Source organism: Mycobacterium kyogaense, assembly GCF_036946525.1.
GTDB classification, from domain to species: domain Bacteria; phylum Actinomycetota; class Actinomycetes; order Mycobacteriales; family Mycobacteriaceae; genus Mycobacterium; species Mycobacterium kyogaense_A.
This window is the reverse complement of sequence record NZ_JAQIIY010000017.1, coordinates 84,446-100,228: the sequence shown is the minus strand read 5'-3', so window position 1 is coordinate 100,228 and position 15,783 is coordinate 84,446. Positions and strand designations below refer to the sequence as shown.

19 protein-coding genes are annotated in these 15,783 nt (G+C 69.4%); 9 read left to right on the top strand and 10 right to left on the bottom strand.

The features are described from left to right. Positions 1-19: 19 nt before the first annotated feature. Entirely contained in the window at positions 20-304 is a 285-nt protein-coding gene (locus tag PGN37_RS15395; RefSeq protein WP_335331887.1) for a DUF1490 family protein, read from the bottom strand. Between the two features lie 114 nt (positions 305-418). On the opposite strand from PGN37_RS15395, the gene PGN37_RS15390 reads away from it, so the two are divergent. Further along, positions 419-1,366, top strand: coding sequence for a permease (locus PGN37_RS15390; protein WP_335331968.1), 948 nt, complete (start codon positions 419-421; stop codon positions 1,364-1,366). Further along, positions 1,363-2,079, top strand: a complete 717-nt coding sequence (locus PGN37_RS15385) for a TIGR03943 family putative permease subunit (RefSeq protein ID WP_335331886.1) — start codon at positions 1,363-1,365, stop codon at positions 2,077-2,079. The genes PGN37_RS15390 and PGN37_RS15385 overlap by 4 nt, the downstream gene beginning before the upstream one ends. On the opposite strand, the gene PGN37_RS15380 is transcribed toward PGN37_RS15385, so the two are convergent. Further along, positions 2,073-2,339, bottom strand: a complete 267-nt coding sequence (locus PGN37_RS15380) for a type B 50S ribosomal protein L31 (protein ID WP_335331967.1) — start codon at positions 2,337-2,339, stop codon at positions 2,073-2,075. The two genes, PGN37_RS15385 and PGN37_RS15380, sit on opposite strands and share 7 nt — an antisense overlap. 104 nt (positions 2,340-2,443) lie before the next feature. On the opposite strand from PGN37_RS15380, the gene PGN37_RS15375 reads away from it, so the two are divergent. Further along, positions 2,444-3,358, top strand: coding sequence for an MBL fold metallo-hydrolase (locus PGN37_RS15375; protein WP_335331885.1), 915 nt, complete (start codon positions 2,444-2,446; stop codon positions 3,356-3,358). Beyond that, on the top strand, positions 3,349-4,587 hold the full coding sequence (locus PGN37_RS15370; RefSeq protein ID WP_335331884.1) for an SLC13 family permease: 1,239 nt from the start codon (positions 3,349-3,351) through the stop codon (positions 4,585-4,587). The genes PGN37_RS15375 and PGN37_RS15370 overlap by 10 nt, the downstream gene beginning before the upstream one ends. On the opposite strand, the gene rlmB is transcribed toward PGN37_RS15370, so the two are convergent. Genes rlmB through carD form a run of 4 tightly spaced genes read right to left on the bottom strand, consistent with a single transcriptional unit; the run spans position 4,584 to position 7,940 of the window. Beyond that, positions 4,584-5,528, bottom strand: a complete 945-nt coding sequence (rlmB, locus tag PGN37_RS15365; protein WP_335331883.1) for a 23S rRNA (guanosine(2251)-2'-O)-methyltransferase RlmB — start codon at positions 5,526-5,528, stop codon at positions 4,584-4,586. The genes PGN37_RS15370 and rlmB overlap by 4 nt on opposite strands. Then, positions 5,529-6,920 carry a cysteine--tRNA ligase gene (cysS, locus tag PGN37_RS15360; RefSeq protein ID WP_442932939.1) on the bottom strand — a complete coding sequence of 464 codons (1,392 nt, stop codon included), beginning with the start codon at positions 6,918-6,920 and terminating at the stop codon, positions 5,529-5,531. 47 nt (positions 6,921-6,967) lie between these two features. Continuing rightward, the gene (gene ispF, locus PGN37_RS15355) at positions 6,968-7,450 is read right to left on the bottom strand and encodes a 2-C-methyl-D-erythritol 2,4-cyclodiphosphate synthase (RefSeq protein ID WP_335331881.1); all 483 of its coding nucleotides are present in this window, start codon (positions 7,448-7,450) and stop codon (positions 6,968-6,970) included. A 1-nt stretch (position 7,451) separates the two neighbouring features. Further along, positions 7,452-7,940 carry an RNA polymerase-binding transcription factor CarD gene (gene carD / locus PGN37_RS15350; RefSeq protein ID WP_167097262.1) on the bottom strand — a complete coding sequence of 163 codons (489 nt, stop codon included), beginning with the start codon at positions 7,938-7,940 and terminating at the stop codon, positions 7,452-7,454. Between the two features lie 241 nt (positions 7,941-8,181). Here carD and PGN37_RS15345 point away from each other — a divergent pair, with 241 nt between their 5' ends. From PGN37_RS15345 to disA, 3 genes are all read left to right on the top strand, one after another. Then, entirely contained in the window at positions 8,182-8,769 is a 588-nt protein-coding gene (locus PGN37_RS15345) for a hypothetical protein (protein ID WP_335331880.1), read from the top strand. A 61-nt stretch (positions 8,770-8,830) separates the two neighbouring features. Further along, positions 8,831-10,216, top strand: a complete 1,386-nt coding sequence (radA, locus tag PGN37_RS15340) for a DNA repair protein RadA (RefSeq protein ID WP_335331879.1) — start codon at positions 8,831-8,833, stop codon at positions 10,214-10,216. Between the two features lie 21 nt (positions 10,217-10,237). Then, positions 10,238-11,356 carry a DNA integrity scanning diadenylate cyclase DisA gene (gene disA / locus PGN37_RS15335; protein ID WP_335331878.1) on the top strand — a complete coding sequence of 373 codons (1,119 nt, stop codon included), beginning with the start codon at positions 10,238-10,240 and terminating at the stop codon, positions 11,354-11,356. A 2-nt stretch (positions 11,357-11,358) separates the two neighbouring features. Here the strand turns inward: disA and PGN37_RS15330 are convergent, their stop codons facing one another. Together PGN37_RS15330 and PGN37_RS15325 are read right to left on the bottom strand one after the other, a co-directional pair. After that, positions 11,359-12,135 (bottom strand): hypothetical protein, encoded by a 777-nt coding sequence (locus PGN37_RS15330; RefSeq protein ID WP_335331877.1) that lies wholly within the window; start codon positions 12,133-12,135, stop codon positions 11,359-11,361. A gap of 59 nt (positions 12,136-12,194) precedes the next feature. Next, complete coding sequence (locus PGN37_RS15325) at positions 12,195-12,815, bottom strand: carbonic anhydrase (protein ID WP_335331876.1); 621 nt, start codon at positions 12,813-12,815, stop codon at positions 12,195-12,197. On the opposite strand from PGN37_RS15325, the gene PGN37_RS15320 reads away from it, so the two are divergent. Beyond that, complete coding sequence (locus PGN37_RS15320) at positions 12,814-13,716, top strand: A/G-specific adenine glycosylase (protein ID WP_335331875.1); 903 nt, start codon at positions 12,814-12,816, stop codon at positions 13,714-13,716. The two genes, PGN37_RS15325 and PGN37_RS15320, sit on opposite strands and share 2 nt — an antisense overlap. Before the next feature lie 16 nt (positions 13,717-13,732). Here the strand turns inward: PGN37_RS15320 and PGN37_RS15315 are convergent, their stop codons facing one another. Continuing rightward, a complete protein-coding gene (locus PGN37_RS15315) occupies positions 13,733-14,713 on the bottom strand; it encodes a helix-turn-helix domain-containing protein (RefSeq protein WP_335331874.1) in 981 nt (326 codons plus the stop codon). A 72-nt stretch (positions 14,714-14,785) separates the two neighbouring features. Between PGN37_RS15315 and PGN37_RS15310 the strand changes: the two genes are divergently transcribed. After that, positions 14,786-15,040: a hypothetical protein gene (locus PGN37_RS15310; protein ID WP_335331873.1), complete on the top strand. Its 255-nt coding sequence runs from the start codon at positions 14,786-14,788 to the stop codon at positions 15,038-15,040. On the opposite strand, the gene PGN37_RS15305 is transcribed toward PGN37_RS15310, so the two are convergent. Continuing rightward, positions 15,014-15,778, bottom strand: a complete 765-nt coding sequence (locus PGN37_RS15305; protein ID WP_335331872.1) for an alpha/beta fold hydrolase — start codon at positions 15,776-15,778, stop codon at positions 15,014-15,016. The two genes, PGN37_RS15310 and PGN37_RS15305, sit on opposite strands and share 27 nt — an antisense overlap. Positions 15,779-15,783 lie beyond the last annotated feature (5 nt).

The window sequence follows — 15,783 nt, the reverse complement described above, 5'->3', positions numbered from 1 at the left end:
GACGGTGGGGGCTGCCAAGTCAGTGGTCGTGGTCGTGACCGGTGTCGGACACGGCAGGAGGGGGCGCTTCCTCGCCGATGCGCTCACGCGCCTCGGCGACCACGTCGGCGACCTTCAGCCGCGCCGACTCCGCACCCTCTTCGGCCTTGCGTGCACCACGAAGGGCCAATGCGGTGGCAGAGACTGACATTTCGTGCAGCGGCGCCTTCGCGATCGCCTTGCGGACACCCTGATAGGCCGCCACTCCGACAGCACCGGTCACCACAGTGGATGCCGCCTTGATCACGAGCGCCTGGAAAGCCATGGGCCCACCCTAGCGGGCTGATTGCCAGGTAATGGCCAGGGTGATCAAGATCGCGGCTGGCACAATGGCGGCGTGGCCGTCGGGACGCAGCCGGTAGGTCGGCGCATCACCTCGATGCACGTGCTCGTCTTCACGATCGTGGCTCTCACACTCGCGGGCACCACGCTGCGCGACGTCGTCGCCACCCAGCCCCTGATCGCCACCGCGGCCACCGTGTTCTGCGGAATCTTCGTGCAGGCGCTGCCTTTTCTCGTCCTCGGGGTGCTCGTCAGCGGCCTGGTCGCCGCGGTCGTGACGCCCGTCCGGCTGGCGCGGTGGCTGCCCCGCAGACCTGCCGCGGCGATCTTGGCCGCCGGGGTCGGCGGAGCGGCACTGCCCGGATGCGAATGCGGCTCGGTGCCCATCGCGCGCCGGCTCTACTCCGACGGTGCCGTCGGCGCCGCCGCGGTGACGTTCATGCTGGCTGCCCCGGCGATCAACCCCGTCGTGCTCGTCGCGACCGCGGTCGCGTTCCCCGGCGAGCCCGCGATGGTGCTCGCCCGCTGCGCCGCCTCCTTCCTCACGGCGGTGACGATGGGAGCGCTGTGGGCGCGGTTCGGGCGACCGGCCTGGATCACCCGCAGGACACCCGATCTGCACGCGCGCGTTGGGTCGCGCTGGGCGGTGTTCACCGAGGCGGCTCGGCACGACTTCCTGCAGGCGGCATCGTTTCTCGTTCTCGGTGCGGCTGCGGCCGCGGCGCTGCACATCGTGGTGCCCAGCTGGATGTACGACCACCTCGCAGGCCATCTGGTCCTCGGCATCGCCGTCATGGCCGTGCTGGCCGTCGTGCTGTCACTGTGTTCGGAGGCCGATGCCTTCGTGGCCGCCAGCCTGTCGATGCTGCCCCTGCTGCCGCGCCTGGTGTTCCTGGTCGTCGGGCCGGCCATCGACCTCAAGCTGTTCGCCATGCAGGTCGGCATGTTCGGCCGTGCCTTCGCCGTGCGCTTCGCGCCGTTGACGTTCGCGGTCGCGACGCTGGTGGCCTCCGGCGTCGGCCTGCTGGTGGTCGGTCACCGGTGAGCCGCGAGACCGAGAACGCACTGCTCCTGCTCGTCGGTGTCAGCACCGTACTCGTCACCGCAGGCGGCGCGTACACCCGTTACGTCAAGCCCGCGCTGCAACCCTGGCTGCTCACCTCTGGGGTGGTGCTGGCGCTGCTGGCGATCGTCGCGATCATCCGTGACATCCGGCGCGGCTCCGGCTTGCCGGACCACGAGCACGGCGACCGACACCGCCCCGGCGTCGCGTGGCTGCTGCTCGTCCCCATCGCGCTGCTGGCCATCGTGGTTCCGCCAGCCATCGGTCCCCAGACCGCCCGGCCGACCACCACGGCGAATGAGAACGCCACGCAGCGGCGGCCCTTTCCCCCGCTGCCCGATGTCCGCGCCCCGGAGTTGTCGCTACCGGACCTGCTGATCCGGCTGGCCCAGGATTCGGCCAGTACGTTGCGCGATCGCGCGGTCAGCGTCACCGGCTTCACGATGAAGGACGGTGACCGTGTCGCTCTGGGGCGCGTCGTGATCATCTGCTGTGCGGCCGACGCCCAGCTGGCTCGCGTCGATCTCGACGGACCTGCCGCGGTGGACGCCGCGCGTCTGCCCGACGGCGCCTGGATACGCGTCGAGGGCACAGTGGCTGTCGGACAAGATGTCTTGACGCGGGGCGCAATCCCGACCATGTCTGTCTACCGCGTGGCGCAGATCCCGCCACCGAAGAACACGTACAGCTACTGACGCCCTTTTCTCGCGCCGTACCGACGGGTGAACTTCTCGACCTGACCGGCGGCGTCGACGATGCGGCGACTGCCCGTCCAGAAGGGATGCGAATCGGAGGAGACTTCGACCACCACGAGGGGGTACTGCCGCACCCCCTCGGGCGTCTCCCAGTCGATGGTCTTGTCGCTCGTCACGGTCGAGCGGGTCAGGAAAACCGCTCCGGTGTTCGCATCCTGGAAAACCACCGGGTGGTAGTCGGGATGAATGCCGCGCTTCATTTCTGCCTCCGCACTTTGCTCTTGACTGGTAATGACAATCATTATCAATAAGCGTGGCGTCGGCAAGTGCGACCCGGTCGGTACCGCCCCCTAGGGTTGCCGTCATGCGTCTCAAGCTCGGCAGGCCCGACCTCGCCGCGTACGCCGACCGGTTCGACGTACCCGCGGCGATCACCGGCTCACCGGTGACGGTCACCTGGGCCGGCGTGACCACCCTGCTCGTCGACGACGGACAGTCCGCCGTGCTCACCGACGGGTTCTTCTCCCGGCCCGGATTGCTCAGCGTCGCGACCCGGCCCCTGCGGCCGTCGCCGTCGCGCATCGGCCATGCACTGACCCGGCTCGGCGTCACCCGCCTCGACGCGGTGACCCCCGTACACACGCATTTCGACCACGCGATGGACTCCGCCGTCGTCGCCGCAAGAACCGGTGCCCGGCTCATCGGCGGGACGTCGGCCGCCCAGATCGGCCGCGGCGCCGACCTCGGCCGCGTCGACGTCGTCACACCCGGCGAACCGGTCACCGCAGGAGCCTTCGACGTCACCCTGATCGAGGGCCACCACTGCCCGCCCGACCGCTTCCCCGGGGAGATCACCGCGCCGGTCCGACCGCCGGTGCGGGCCTCGGCGTACCGCTGCGGCGAGGCATGGTCCACGCTGGTCACCCACCGCGCCACCGGGCGGACCCTGTTGATCGTCGGCAGCGCCGGCTACATCAGGGGCGCGTTGGCCGGGCGGCGAGCCGACGTCGCCTACCTCGGGGTGGGCCAACTCGGCCTGCAGCCGGAGAGCTACCTCGTCGAGTACTGGACCGAGACCGTGCGGACCGTCGGGGCGCGCCGCGTCGTCCTCATCCACTGGGACGACTTCTTCCGTCCGCTCGACCAGCCCCTGCGGGCGCTGCCCTACGCCGCCGACGACCTCGACGCATCCGTGCGCGTTCTGCGCAGGCTCGCCGCCGACGACGATGTCCCCCTGCACTTCCCCACCCTCTGGCAGCGCGCCGACCCATGGCTCTGATCCTGTCGGTGGCCGCGCTCGTCGCGGTCCTGGGTTTCGCGCTGCTGCGTCCGCACGGCTGGCCCGAAGCCGTGGTGGCCGTGCCCGCCGCCGCACTCGTCATCGTCACGGGTGCCATCAGCTGGCAGGGCGCGTGGACCGAGGTCCGCGAGCTGGCGCCGGTCGTCGGCTTCCTCGCCGCGGTCCTGGTGCTCGCGCGGCTGTGCGACGACGAGGGCCTCTTTCACGCGACCGGCGTGCTGATGGCCCGCGCCACCTCCGGCGGCCAGCACCGGTTGCTGCTCTCGGTGTTCGGCGTCTCCGCCGCCGTCACCGCGATCCTGAGCCTGGACGCGACGGTCGTCCTGCTCACCCCGGTGGTGCTGGCGATGGCGCGCACGCTGGCCGTGCCCGCGCGGCCGCACGCCTACGCGACCGCGCATCTGTCCAACAGCGCCTCGCTGCTGCTGCCCGTGTCCAACCTGACGAATCTGCTGGCGTTCAGCGCCGCGGGGCTGACCTTCCTGCACTTCGCCGCGCTGATGTCGCTGCCGTGGCTGGCCGCGATCGCCGTCGAATACGTGCTGCTGCGCCTGTTGTTCCGTCGCGACCTGGCGGTCGAGCCGCAGCCGGCGCCCCGCGAGCCCGTCGACCTGCCCCTGTTCGCGCTGGTCACCGTCGGGCTCACGCTGGCCGGATTCGCCGTCACCTCGCTGGTGGGCCTGTCACCGGCCTGGGCGGCCCTGGCCGGAGCGGTCGCACTCGGCGTGCGTGGACTCGTGACCCGGCGCACCTCGGTCCGCAGGATCGCCGTGGCGATCGACCTGCCGTTCCTGGCGTTCGTGCTGTGTCTGGGTGTGGTCGTCGCGGCGGTGATGCGCAACGGCCTGGAGCCCGCGATGCACCGAGTGCTCCCCGACGGTCAGGGGCTGCTGGCGCTGCTGGGCATCGCGGCGGTGGGGGCCGTGCTGTCGAACGTCGTCAACAATCTGCCTGCGGTGCTGGTCCTCCTGCCGCTGTCGGCGCCGATCGGCCCTGCCGCAGTGCTGGCCGTGCTGATCGGGGTCAACATCGGCCCCAACCTGACCTACGTCGGATCGCTGGCGAACCTGTTGTGGCGCAGCGTGGTCCGCCGCGACATGAACCCCAGTTTCGCCGAGTTCAGCCGCGTCGGGCTGGTCACCACACCGCTCACGCTGGTCGCCGCCGTGGTCGCGCTGTGGGCGGGACTGCAGGTGATCGGCGCCTAAGCGCGGCGGCGCTGCCGCGCGATCTCGGCGAGCACCACCCCGGCGGCCACCGACGCATTCAGCGATTCGGTGGGCCCGGCCATCGGGATCGACACGATGGCGTCGCAGGTCTCCCGCACGAGTCGCGACAGGCCCTTGCCTTCGGAACCGACCACCACCATGATCGGGCCCGCGCCGTCGATGTCGTCGATCTCGGTGTCACCACCGGCGTCGAGCCCCACGATCTGGATGCCCGCGTCGGCGTACTGCTTCAAGGCACGGGTCAGGTTCGTGGCCCGGGCGACCGGGGTCCGCGCGGCCGCACCCGCGCTGGTGCGCCATGCCACGGCCGTCACCGACGCCGAGCGGCGCTGCGGGATCAGCACGCCCTGCCCGCCGAACGCCGCGACCGAACGCACGATGGCCCCCAGATTGCGCGGGTCCGAGATGTTGTCGAGCGCCACCAGCAGCGGCGGCGTCACGTCCTTCTTCGCGAGCGCCAGCAGATCGTCGGGGTGGGCGTAGGCATACGGCGGCACCTGCAGCGCGATGCCCTGGTGCAGACCGTTGGCGGCGATCCGGTCGAGATCGTGCTTGGGCACCTCGAGGATCGCGATGCCCCGGTCCGCCGCGGTCTGCACGGCCTCGGTGAGACGTTCGTCGGAGTCGGCGCCCAGTGCCACGTACAGCGCCGTCGCCGGCACGCCCGCGCGCAGGCACTCGACCACCGGGTTGCGGCCCAGGACGGTCTCGGTGTCGTCAGTCTTCTTGTGCCTGCCCTGGGCTTGGCGCGCCGCCTTGGCAGCACGCTTGGCCGCGGGGTGATGGGGCCGCTCGTGTGCCGGCGGCGTCGCACCCTTGCCCTCGAGCCCGCGCCTGCGGACCCCACCCGAGCCGACCGTCGGGCCCTTCTTGGTGCCCGCCTTGCGTATCGCGCCGCGGCGCTGAGAATTGCCCGCCATCTACTTGTCCGTTCCGTCGACGAGTGACCACTGGGGACCGTCGGCGGTGTCGGTCACCTCTATGCCGGCCTCTTTCAGCCGGTCCCTGATCGCATCTGCTTCGGCCCAGTCGCGGCGCGCCCGGGCCTCTCCCCGGCGCCGCACCTCAGCCTGGACGAGAACGTCGACCGCGGCGAGCGCGGCGGAGGTCTCGTCGCGGGACTCCCAGCGCTCGTCGAGCGGGTCGGCACCCAGGATGCCCATCATCGCGCGGATCGACATCGCGTGGGTCAGCGCCGTCTCGTGATCGCCGGCGTCCAACGCGCGGTTGCCTTCGGCGCGGGCGGCGTGAACCTCGGCCAGCGCCATCGGCACCGCGAGGTCGTCATCGAGGGCGGCGCCGAACTTCGGTGTCCACTCCCCAGGAACCACCGCGCCCACGCGGTTACGCACCCGGTGCAGGAAATCCTCGATGCCGGTGTAGGCCTTCGCCGCGTCGGCCAGCGCGGTCTCGGAGAACTCGAGCATCGACCGGTAGTGCGCGCTGCCCAGGTAGTAGCGCAGCTCGGCGGCCCGAACCCGTTGCAGCACAGCGGGAATCGCGAGCACATTGCCCAGCGACTTGCTCATCTTCTCCCCGCCCATGGTGACCCAGCCGTTGTGCAGCCAAAATCGGGCGAAGCCGTCGCCGGCCGCCTCGGCCTGGGCGATCTCGTTCTCGTGGTGCGGGAACACCAGGTCCATGCCGCCGGCGTGGATGTCGAACTCGGCACCGAGGTACTCGTGGGCCATCGCCACACATTCGGTGTGCCAGCCGGGCCGGCCGCGACCCCACGGCGTCGGCCATGACGGCTCGCCGGGCTTGGCGCCCTTCCACAAGGTGAAGTCGCGCTGGTCCCGCTTGCCGGTCGCGACCCCCTCGCCCTGGTGCACGTCGTCGATCCGGTGCCCCGAGAGCTTTCCGTAGTCGGGCAGCGTCGCGACGTCGAAGTACACGTCGCCTGCGCCGGTGTAGGCGTGGCCCCGGTCGATCAGCCGATCGATCAGCTCCACCATCTGGGTGATGTGCCCGGTGGCCCTGGGCTCGGCCGAGGGCGGCAACACACCCAGCGCGTCGTAGGCGGCCGAGAACGCACGCTCGTAGGTCGCCGCCCATTCCCACCACGGCCGGCCTGCGTCGGCAGCCTTGGTGAGGATCTTGTCGTCGATGTCGGTGACGTTGCGGATGAAGGCGACGTCGTACCCCTTGGCGGTCAGCCAGCGGCGCAGCACGTCGAACGCCACACCGCTGCGCACATGGCCGATGTGGGGCAGACCCTGCACTGTGGCACCGCAGAGGTAGATGGACACGTGGCCGGGCCGCAGTGGCGCGAAATCGCGCACACCGCCAGACAGGGTGTCATACAGCCGCATCGACGCGGCGGGGCGTTCGGTCACGACGGGCCAGCTTACCGGCCAGATCAGGCAGAACCCGCATCGCTCAGAACGAGGGCCGTCGCCAGGGCCGCCAGACCCTCACCACGCCCAGTCAACCCGAGGCCGTCAGTCGTGGTCGCCGACACCGAGACCGGCGCGCCGACGAGCTCGGACAGCAGCTCCTGGGCTTCCGCTCGACGCGGCCCGACCTTCGGCCGATTACCGATGACCTGCACCGCGGCATTACCGACGCGCAGCCCTGCCCCCTCGAGCAGCGAACGCACGTGACGAAGCATGTCGGCACCGGACACGCCCCGCCATTCAGGACGGTCGGTGCCGAAGATCCCGCCGATATCGCCCATGCCCGCTGCGGACAGCAGCGCGTCACAGAGGGCATGGGCGGCGACGTCACCGTCGGAGTGACCGGCACAACCGTCGGCGTCGTCGAACAGAAGACCCAGCAGCCAACACGGCCGCCCCGCTTCGATCGGATGGACGTCGGTACCGAGACCGACGCGAGGAATCACGTCAGGATGCGGCGGCGAGAACTTCGTCGAGAATGATCGACGCCTTCGCGTCGTCGGTGTTCTCCGCCAGCGCCAACTCGCCGACCAGGATCTGCCGGGCCTTGGCCAGCATCCGCTTCTCGCCGGCGGACAGTCCGCGCTCCTGATCACGACGCCACAGATCGCGAACGACCTCGGCGACCTTGTTCACGTCGCCGGAGGCCAGCTTCTCGAGATTGGCCTTGTACCGACGCGACCAGTTGGTCGGCTCTTCGGTATGCGGGGCACGAAGCACCTGGAAAACTTTGTCGAGGCCCTCCTGGCCGACGACGTCACGCACACCCACGTATTCGGCGTTGTCCGCGGGAACCCGGACAGTCAGATCGCCCTGGGCGACCTTCAAGACGAGATATTCCTTCTGCTCGCCTTTGATGGTTCGGGTTTCGATCGCTTCGATCAACGCAGCACCGTGGTGTGGATAGACGACGGTGTCTCCGACCTTGAAAATCATCAGTTTCGAGCCCCTTTCACATGACGAGTTTAACACGGGCACTCTTCGGGGGTGCGCCAACAATGCAGGTCAGGGGCACAGACGGGCAACATCAGGGGTTGACAGGCTGCCGATTCCGTGCAAGGCGAGCGCCTCGTGCGCCCTGCGCTACCGCCCGTCAACGCGACCTACTACTCTGCATAGTCGAACGATGGAGACCGGCATGTCACGTCGCGTTGCCGGCCGAGCAGGAGGCACCTGAGTGAACCCTTTGGATCGGCGCACTTCTGTCACGACCGCCGTGGCGACGGCCGCGATCGCGCTGTCCGCCGTGCTGAGCGGCTGCAGTGCTGGTCAGGTGTCCCAGACGGCCACCCAGGAGCCGGCGATCAACGGGACGAGCGCCAAGGCCGGACCGATCGCGCTGCGTAACGTCCACCTGCGCGCCCAGCAGACGTCGGACTACGTGCGTCCGGGCAGCGACGTCGAGCTGATCTTCACCGCTGCCAACACCTCCCCCGACACGAACGACAAGCTGGTCAGCATCACCTCCGACGTCGGCACCGTCTCGCTGACCGGCGGCAAGGACCTGCCTGCCAACGGCGTGCTCGTGGTGGGCACCCCCGACGGGCAGACCACGCCGCTGGAGGCCGTCGAACCCGCGGACGCGGCCGAGGCGCGCGTCGCGCTGTCCAAGCCGATCACCAACGGTCTGACGTATGACTTCACGTTCACGTTCGAGAAGGCCGGCGACACCACGGTGACGGTGCCGATCTCGGCCGGTGAGGCACCGCGCCGAGAGGTCGCCGACAGCGGCGCCGCCGTCTCCGAGCACTCCGGCGGACACTAGCCGCACGACACGGGCGCGCCGCGCCCACCAGTTGTCGGTGCGGGCCGATACCGTCGCATCCGTGGCCCGGCCTTCGAAAACACGTTCGCAATATCGCTGTTCGGAATGCCACCATCAGACGCCCAAATGGGTGGGTCGCTGCCCTGACTGCGGAACGTGGGGCACGGTCAACGAGGTCGCATTGGCCTCCGTCGGTGGGACAGCTATCCGCCACGCCATCGCACCCGCCTCCCCCGCCGTCCCGATCAGCTCGATCGACCCGGGAACCACGCGGCACTTCCCCACCGGCATCAGCGAGCTCGACCGCGTTCTCGGCGGCGGCGTGGTGCCCGGATCGGTCACCCTGCTCGCCGGAGATCCCGGCGTCGGAAAATCGACGCTGCTGCTCGAGGTCGCCCATCGCTGGGCCCAGAACGGACGCCGGGCGCTGTACCTCTCGGGGGAGGAATCGGCCGGTCAGATCCGGCTCCGGGCCGGACGTACCGGCTGCACCCACGACGAGGTGTACCTGGCCGCCGAGTCCGATGTGCAGACTGCACTCGGCCACATCGACGCGGTCCGGCCGTCGCTGGTCATCGTCGACTCGGTGCAGACCATGTCGACCACCGAGGCCGACGGTGTCACCGGCGGCGTCACCCAGGTGCGTGCGGTCACCACGGCGCTGACGATGACAGCGAAGACCACCGGCGTCGCGATGCTTCTGGTCGGCCACGTGACCAAGGACGGAGCGATCGCCGGACCGCGCTCACTGGAGCACCTCGTGGACGTCGTGCTGCATTTCGAGGGCGACCGCACGTCGGCGTTGCGCATGGTGCGCGGCATCAAGAACCGATTCGGCGCCGCCGACGAGGTCGGCTGTTTCCTGTTGCACGACAACGGGATCGAATGCGTGGCCGATGCGTCTGGACTGTTCCTGGACCAGCGTCCCAAACCGGTGCCCGGCACGTCGGTGACGGTGACGCTCGACGGGAAACGCCCGATGATCGGCGAGGTGCAGGCCCTCATCGGCTCCCCGGCCAGCGGCAGCCCGCGCCGGGCCGTCAGCGGCATCGACTCCTCCCGCGCGGCGATGATCACCGCGGTGCTCGAGAAGCGGGCACGGCTGCCCGTCGGCGCCAACGACATCTATCTGTCGACGGTCGGCGGCATGCGACTCACCGATTCGTCATCGGATCTCGCGGTGGCGCTGGCGATCGCCTCGGCGTTCACAGATCTCGCGATGCCGACGTCGGTGATCGCGATCGGCGAGGTCGGCCTCGCCGGCGACCTGCGTCGGGTGACCGGGATGGATCGCCGACTCGCCGAAGCGTTCCGGCTGGGTTTCGACACCGCCGTCGTGCCCGCCGGGCTCACCTCAGCGCCCGGTGGCATGCGGACCTACGAGGCCGACGACATCGCCTCGGCATTGCGGGTGCTACGCCAGATCAGCCAGAATGACGCGAACTGAGGCAACTCTCGAGGGGATCGGATGGCCGTGAAGTCGACGGGACGCAGCTCGCGCACAGTCGTTCCGCTGGCCCGTCCGACGCTGCGGGAGACGATCGCACGGCTGGCGCCCGGCACACAGCTGCGCGACGGGCTGGAACGCATCCTGCGGGGGCGCACTGGCGCGCTGATCGTCATCGGATTCGACGACAGCGTCGAGGCAATCTGCGACGGCGGCTTCTCACTGGACGTGCGGTACGCGCCGACCCGGCTGCGTGAGCTGTCGAAAATGGACGGCGCCGTCGTCCTCTCCAGCGACGGCAGCCGAATACTGCGCGCCAACGTGCAATTGGTGCCCGACCCGTCGATACCGACCGAGGAGTCCGGAACCCGGCACCGCTCCGCCGAGCGCACCGCGATCCAGACGGGCTACCCCGTGATCTCGGTCAGCCACTCGATGAGCATCGTGACGGTGTACGTGGCCGGCGAGCGGCACGTCGTGCCCGAGTCGGCGACCATCCTGTCGCGGGCCAACCAGACCATCGACACGCTGGAGCGCTACAAAACCCGCCTCGACGAGGTGAGCAAGCAGCTCTCGATGGCCGAGATCGAGGACTTCGTGACGCTGCGCGACGTGATGACCGTGGTGCAGCGGCTCGAGATGGTGCGCCGGATCAGCCTCGAGATCGACTCCGACGTCGTCGAACTCGGCACCGACGGCAGGCAGTTGAAGCTGCAGCTCGACGAGCTGGTGGGCGACAACGACATCGACCGCGAGCTGATCGTTCGCGACTACCACGCCAACCCCGACCCACCCACGCCGGCTCAGGTGACCGCGACCCTGGAGGAGCTCGACAGCCTGTCGGACAGTGAGCTGCTCGACTTCACCACGCTGGCAAGGGTTTTCGGGTATCCGTCGACGGCCGAGGCGCAGGATTCGGCGATGAGTTCACGCGGCTACCGGGCGATGTCGGGGATACCGCGCCTGCAGTTCGCGCACGTCGACCTGCTGGTCCGCAACTTCGGTTCCCTGCAGGGCCTGCTCGCGGCGAGCGCAAGCGATCTGCAGTCGGTCGACGGGATCGGCTCGATGTGGGCGCGCCACATCCGAGAAGGCCTGTCGCAGCTCGCCGAGTCGACGATCGCCGACCGGCTCGCCTGAACTCAGCCGGCGGGCGCGGGAGCCGGAGCGGGAGCCGGCACTGCGCCGGGCGCACCCGGCGGCACCTGCTGCGGCGGGGCCAGGATGAACGGCACCGTCGCCGAACGCAGATTGCCCAGCTGGACGACGAGGTTGTAGGTGCCCGCTCCGATCGGCTGGCGAGGCAGCGGGCAGTTCGGCGCCGAACCCATCCCGGTCCACGTCACCTCGGTGGTCACCTGCTCGCCCGGCTGGAAGGTCTTGATCAGCGTCTCGGCGGACGGTGCGCAGTCCAGGTTCGACCACAGCCGCTGGTTGTCCAGTGAGTAGACGTATGCGGCCAGCACCGCTGCGCCGACATCGCGCTGGCAGGCGACCAGCCCGATGTTGGTCACCACCATCGTGAACTTCGGCTGATCGCCGACGACGTACTGCGGCTGATTGGTGATGCCCTTGACCGCGAGCGTGGAGTCGGGGCAGTCGTCGCCCTCTTTGAGGATCGGCGGCGGCACCACGGCAGCCGTCGGGGTCGCGGTCTGCGGCGGCGCCTGCTGAGCCGGCGCCTGAATAGGCGTCTTGACCTGCGGGTTGTCACCGGGCAGCGGCGTCGGCGGTGCGGCAGCCTGGGATGCCTGGTTCTCGTTCGCGGTGGGCGCCTCGGTACTGGTGCTGTTCATCACGACGACCGCGATGACAGCCGCGATGATCCCGATGACGAGCACGGACACGCCGAGCGCCAACATCCGGCGTCGCCAGTAGATCTGTTGGGGCAGCGGGCCATGCGGTTCCAAATCCAGCACGACATCACGGTAAGGCCAGCTCAAGCGACTCTGTTCGACGCCACTCGGCGTGTTGCCTTTCAGTTTTCGCCGATGTCGCCTATGTGGTCGCGCAACACCACCTGGCCGTCGGCCAGGTGATAGGTCAATCCGACGATCGCAAGCCGGCCGGCGGAGATCGCCTCCGAGATGATCGTCGAGCGACTCAGCAACTGCCTGCCGGTCTCGGTGACGTGCCGGGCCTCGAATTCGTCGACCCGGGTCAGGCCCTCGCGGCGGCCGACCAGGATCGAGGGCGTGACCCGCTCGACGACGTCGCGGATGTACCCGCCGGGCAGCGAACCCTCGTCCAGTGCTGTCAGCGTTGCGCCGACCGCGCCGCAGCTGTCGTGCCCGAGCACCGCGATCAGTGGAACGTTGAGCACCGCGACGGCGTACTCGATCGAGCCGAGCACCGCGCTGTCGATGACGTGGCCGGCGGTGCGCACCACGAACATGTCGCCGAGCCCCTGATCGAAGATGATCTCGGCGGCCACCCGGCTGTCGGCGCATCCGAACACGACCGCGGTCGGCTTCTGCGCTGCGGCCAGGCTGGCGCGGTGCTCGATGCTCTGGCTCGGATGCTCCGGCCTCCCGGCGACGAAGCGCTCGTTACCCTCTTTGAGTGCTTTCCACGCGGTCAACGGGTTCGTGTTCGGCATGGCCGTCATTCTGCCTCAGCCTGCACCGATGATCGACGCGGGTGAGCTGCTCGACTGGTATGCCGTGGCGCAGCGCGACCTGCCGTGGCGGCAACCGGGCGTCTCGGCGTGGCAGATCCTGGTCAGCGAGTTCATGCTGCAGCAGACGCCGGTGGCCCGGGTCGAGCCGATCTGGCGGGAGTGGATCGCACGGTGGCCGACGCCGTCGGCGACCGCGGCGGCGAGCGCGGCCGACGTGCTGCGCGCCTGGGGCAAGCTGGGCTACCCGCGGCGGGCCAAGCGGTTGCACGAATGCGCGACCGTGATCGCGACGGAGCACGACGACGTCGTTCCCGACGATGTCGACACCTTGCTCTCGCTGCCCGGAATCGGCACCTACACCGCGCGTGCGGTGGCCTGCTTCGCCTACCGGCAGCGGGTGCCCGTGGTGGACACCAATGTTCGCCGTGTGGTGGCGCGGGCCGTGCACGGGCGTGACGACGCCGCGGCGGCGTCGGTGCGCGATCTCGACGACGTGGCCGCGCTGCTGCCGGACGACGAACGGGCGCCGACGTTCTCGGTGGCGCTGATGGAACTCGGTGCGATCGTGTGCACCGCGCGCTCCCCGAAGTGTGGCGTCTGCCCGCTGTCGCACTGCACGTGGCGTTCGCTCGGCTTCCCCGCCGGTACCGGCCCGGCGCGCAAGGTGCAGAAATTCGCCGGCACCGACCGTCAGGTGCGAGGAAAGCTGCTGGATGTGTTGCGCGGCAGCGACATTCCGGTCACCCGGGCACAGCTCGACGTGGCGTGGCTGACGGACACCGCCCAGCGGGACCGCTGCCTCGATTCGCTACTGGTCGACGGGCTGGTGGAGCAGACCGACGACGGCAGGTTCGCCTTCCCGGGAGAGGGTGCGCACTAGCCGGCGAAGCCGGCAATCAGGCGGTAGCGGCGACCTCGGATTCTGCTGCGGCAGAAGCGAATCGGCGTCGATAATCCGACGGAGTGACACCGATGATGCGCCGGAAATGATGGCGCAACAGCGTGGCGTTGCCGAACCCGGACTGCTCGGCGATGTTGTCGATGTCCAGCGTGGTCTCCTCGAGCAGTCGACGGGCGAACAGCACACGCTGGTCGGTCACCCACTGCATCGGGGTGCGACCGGTCTCGTCGACGAAGCGGCGCGCGAAGGTACGTCCCGACATGTGGGCCCGGCGGGCCAGGGACGTCACGGTGTGCGGCTTGTCGAGGTTGGCGAGAATCCAGTCGAGATGCGGGGCAAAGCGTTCCGAACATCGCACCGGGATGGGCTGGTCGATGTACTGCCGCTGGCCACCGTCGCGCTGGGGCGGCACGACCATGCGGCGGGCGATCTTGTTGGTGATCTCGCTGCCCATCTCGCGGCGCACCAGATGCAGGCACGCATCGATGCCTGCGGCGGTGCCCGCGCTGGTGATCAGGTTCCCGTCGTCGACGAACAGCACGTTGCGATCCACCTCGGCGGTCGGATACATCCGCGCGAGGTCGTCGGCGTGCATCCAGTGTGTGGTGCACGGCCGCCCGTCGAGCAGACCGGCCGCGCCTGCGACGAAGGCCCCCGAGCACACGGTCAGGATGATCGATCCGGATTCGGCGGCCCGGCGGATCGCGTCGAGCGCCTCGGGGAGATAGTTGCCCCCGCTGATCGCGGGGATGGCCACGAGGTCGGCGCCGACGAGATCGTCGAGGCCGTGGTCGGGAATGATCGTCGCGCCGACCGATGTGCGCAGTGGCTTGCCCGGTTCCGGCCCGCAGACCTTGAAGTCGAAGTTCGGCACGCCGTCGGCGGACCGGTCGATGCCGAACACCTCGCAGATCACGCCGAACTCGAACACCGCGAGCCCGTCCAGGACCAACGCCGACACCGTCCGTATCGTCATGGCAGCATCTTATCGGCAGATGTCGCTTCTGCCACTGGTGGCACGATATTTGGTAGGTGGAGCATTACTGCCATGAGCATCGCACTGACCTTCCTGATCCTGGCCGCACCGTTCGCCCTCGCTGCGGGTCTCACCTGGGCAGCTCACCGCACCGGCGTGCTGCGTCTGCACCGCGACCAATTCCGCATCGCCGCACCGCTGGCGGGGCGGCTGTTCACCGACGACCGTGACCTCACCCGAGTGACACACGACGTCGACGCCATCCGGACCCGCTTCGAACAGCACCCGAGCTGGCCGAGCTCAACCGCCACCGGTGAACGTCGATAGAAACGCCTCGACGACGTCCCGGTATTTCATCGGGGCGTCGTCGTGGACCAGGTGGCCGGCACCGGGCACCGTGACATACGTCGTCTGCCTGCCCGTGCGCGCCATCTCCGCCATCTGCCCCGGCGGCGTCACCGAGTCCCCCGCCTCGATCAGCAGCGTCGGCACCTGGACGGCCCGCCACTGCGTCCAGTAGTCGCGCCGACCCCACTCGGCCGCGATCTCGATCCAGCGAGCCGGCTCTCCGTGCAATCGCCATCCGGTGGCGGTGCGATCGAACGCCTCCAGGAAGTAGCGCCCCGCCACCGGCCCGAACGCCGCAACCACCTGCGCCTTCGAGTCGAACTCCACCGGCAACGCATAGAGCCACGGCTCCCACGCGCCGGTGGTGCGGCCCCGGAAGTCGGGAGCCATGTCCTCGACCACCAGCGAGTCGACCAGCTCAGGGCGCTCGGCCGCCAGACACCACGCGTGCAGACCACCCATCGAATGCCCGATCAACACGGCCGGTTCGCCCAGCACCGACACCGCGTCGGCGAGGTCGGAGACGAAGCGCTCGGTCGAGATCGGGTGGGCGTCGGGCACCTCCCGCCCCCGGTGCCACGGCGCGTCATAGGTGAACACCCGACCGTGGTCGGCGAGCCAGTGCAGCTGCCGCGACCACGTCGTGCCCCGCCCCATCAACCCGTGGACCAGCACCAGCGGGCGCCCGGCACCACCGTGGGCCGTGAGCAGCTCCATGCGGT